Source organism: Blautia sp. AF19-13LB (assembly GCF_003479105.1).
Classification (GTDB): Bacteria; Bacillota; Clostridia; order Lachnospirales; family Lachnospiraceae; genus Fusicatenibacter; species Fusicatenibacter saccharivorans.
This window is the reverse complement of record NZ_QUGO01000042.1, coordinates 1-2,762: the sequence shown is the minus strand read 5'-3', so window position 1 is coordinate 2,762 and position 2,762 is coordinate 1. Positions and strand designations below refer to the sequence as shown.

The 2,762-nt window shown below is 52.1% G+C and carries 3 protein-coding genes; all 3 read left to right on the top strand.

Annotated features, from left to right (window positions below):
* The coding region (locus DWX32_RS18925) for a DNA-methyltransferase (RefSeq protein WP_147398515.1) at nt 1-501 on the top strand (501 nt) is incomplete at its 5' end.
* 26 nt (nt 502-527) lie between these two features.
* A complete protein-coding gene (locus DWX32_RS18920; protein ID WP_069432102.1) occupies nt 528-2,432 on the top strand; it encodes a CHAP domain-containing protein in 1,905 nt (634 codons plus the stop codon).
* Nucleotides 2,433-2,463: 31 nt separating this feature from the next.
* Nucleotides 2,464-2,733 carry a DUF4315 family protein gene (locus tag DWX32_RS18915; protein ID WP_069432103.1) on the top strand — a complete coding sequence of 90 codons (270 nt, stop codon included), beginning with the start codon at nt 2,464-2,466 and terminating at the stop codon, nt 2,731-2,733.
* Nucleotides 2,734-2,762 lie beyond the last annotated feature (29 nt).

Here is a 2,762-nt window from a genome sequence, read left to right as displayed (position 1 = left end):
AAAGACCGCCCGACCCGCTGCTATGAACATATCTTCCTGCTTTCAAAGGAAAAGAAATATTACTATGACGCTGCCGCCATTGCAGAACCCTTAGCACCTACTACCGCAGAACGGTATCGCAGAGCGCGCAGCACCAACAGCAAATACACACTGGAAATACCCGGACAAGGAAAGGTGCAGGGACTAAACCGACCGCGGGACGGTGGCTACTATGACGACGCGCTCATGCCGACCACGCGGAACAAGCGGGACGTGTGGCTGATTAACACTGTCCCATATAAAGGGGCGCATTTTGCAGCTTTTCCCCCGAAATTAGCGGAAACCTGTATCTTGGCGGGCTGTCCCAAAGGTGGGATTGTCATAGACCCGTTTTTCGGAAGCGGAACCACAGGATTTGCAGCAAAAAGCCTTGACCGCCATTATATCGGGATTGAATTAAATGCAGAATATTGCGCCCTTGCGAGGGCGCGGATTGGAGGTGCAGGACTATCAAGCAATTAAAACCACGCGATAAAATCACACAGAAAATGACCCGCGACGGGCTTATCGAGGTAAACGAAACACAGCAGACCGCCGAGCGTATCAGCAGCCGGGAAGCAGACAGCGACTTTTCACAGCCGGACAGTGCCGCAGCGGAACGCGTCATAGAACATCTTGACGCAGCACATACCCGAAAAGCAAACAAAAAGGAAGTCAAAAAAGAGCAGGAAGCTACTGCTTTGCGTACTTCCACTTCCCGCTTACAGTTTACCGAGGAAGAACGGGCAACGCCGGAACTGGAAACTTACATCAAAAAATCGGAAAAAGCCGCTGACCGACTGGACGCAGCAAAGGCAGCTATCCCAAAGCAAAAGAAACTGGTTAAGGAGCGCACCTTTGACGAAGCCGCAGGAAAGGCAAAGACCCGCCTGCACTTTGAGGAACAGGAAAAGCCGATACCCGGCGGCAAAGCCCACAGCAACCCGTTATCCCGCCCCGCGCAGGAAGCGGGTATTTTTGTTCACAACAAAATCCACAGCGTCGAGAAAGACAATTCCGGCGCGGAGGGCGCGCACAAATCGGAGGAACTTGCCGAGCGCGGCGCAAGGTACGGGACAAGGAAATTCAAACAGGGCTACCGCAGCCATAAGCTGAAACCCTACCGGGAAGCAGCAAAGGCAGAAAAGGCAGCGTTCAAGGCAAATGTGAACTTCCAGTATCACAAAGTCTTGCAGGAAAATCCTCAGCTTACAAGCAATCCCTTTTCCCGGTTTATGCAGAAACAAAAAATCAAACGCCAGTATGCAAAAACTGTAAAGAAAGGCGGTGCAGCCACCGCCAAAGCAACCGCCGGAGCGTCACAGACAGCAGCAAAGAAAGCGGCTGCCTTTGTAGGGCGACACCCGGCGGGCGTGATAATCGCTATCGCCGCGCTGCTTCTGTTCATCATGGTATCAGTAGGGCTTTCCTCTTGTGGGGCAATGTTTTCCGGCAGCATGAACAGCGTGTTAGGGACTTCCTACACGTCCGAGGACAGCGACCTTGTGGCAACGGAACAGAGCTATGCTGCAATGGAAAACGAACTGCAAAGTGAGATTGACAATATCGAAACCACCCACAGCGGCTATGATGAATACCGCTATGACCTTGACACTATCGGGCATAACCCACACGAACTTGCGTCTTATCTGACCGCCCTTTTACAGAGCTACACCCCACAGAGCGCACAGGCAGAGCTAAAACGGCTGTTCGGCTTACAGTACACCTTGACGCTGACGGAAGAAATCGAGATACGCACCACCACCGACGAGGAGGGCAACGAGGAAGAATACGAATACCGTATCTTGAACGTGAAGCTGACAAACAAGCCGATTGCTTCCCTTGCGGAAGAACTGCTGAACCCACAGCAGTTTGAAATGTTCAAAGTGTACTTACAGACACAGGGCAACAAACCGTTGATTTTTGGCGGCGGCTCTCCCGACGGCAGCCCCTCCGAGGATTTAAGCGGCGTGGAGTTTGTAAACGGCACACGTCCCGGAAACCCGGAGTTTATGGAGCTTGCAAAACAGCAAGTCGGAAACGTGGGCGGTTATCCCTATTGGAGTTGGTATGGCTTTAACAGCCGCGTGGAATGGTGCGCCTGCTTTGTGTCATGGTGCTACAATCAAGCCGGAAAAAGCGAACCCCGCTTTGCAGGCTGCGAATGGCAGGGCGTTCCTTGGTTCCAGTCAAGGGGACAATGGGGCGCGCGGGGCTATGAGAATATCGCACCGGGCGACGCTATCTTTTTCGATTGGGATTTAGACGGTGTTGCAGACCATGTGGGGCTTGTGCTTGGCAGGGACGGAAGCCGCGTCTATACCGTTGAGGGCAATTCCGGCGACGCCTGCAAGATAAAGAGCTATGACCTTAACTATCAATGTATCAAAGGCTACGGGCTGATGAACTGGTAAAGCAGCCCCAAAAAGAAAGGAGAAATGACCTATGGCAAACAATAAAATCGACCGTATCAATAAGGAAATCGCAAAGACCCGCGAGAAAATCACAGAGTATCAGAACAAGTTAAAAGGACTGGAAGCGCAGAAAACCGAAGCGGAAAACCTTGAAATCGTGCAGCTTGTACGAGCTATGCGTCTGACCCCGCAGGAACTGAACGCTATGCTGTCCGGCAGCGGTATTCCCGGCATGAACGCCGCACACGCTACCGAAGCGGCAGACTATGAAGAACAGGAGGAAAATGCAGATGAAGAATAAACTGAAAAAGACCATGACTGCCCTTTGTG

Bases quoted from the DNA above. Each gene is read 5' to 3' on its own strand.
- DWX32_RS18920 (WP_069432102.1), top strand. From the start codon at position 528: ATGACCCGCGACGGGCTTATCGAGGTAAACGAAACACAGCAGACCGCC.
- DWX32_RS18915 (WP_069432103.1), top strand. From the start codon at position 2,464: ATGGCAAACAATAAAATCGACCGTATCAATAAGGAAATCGCAAAGACC.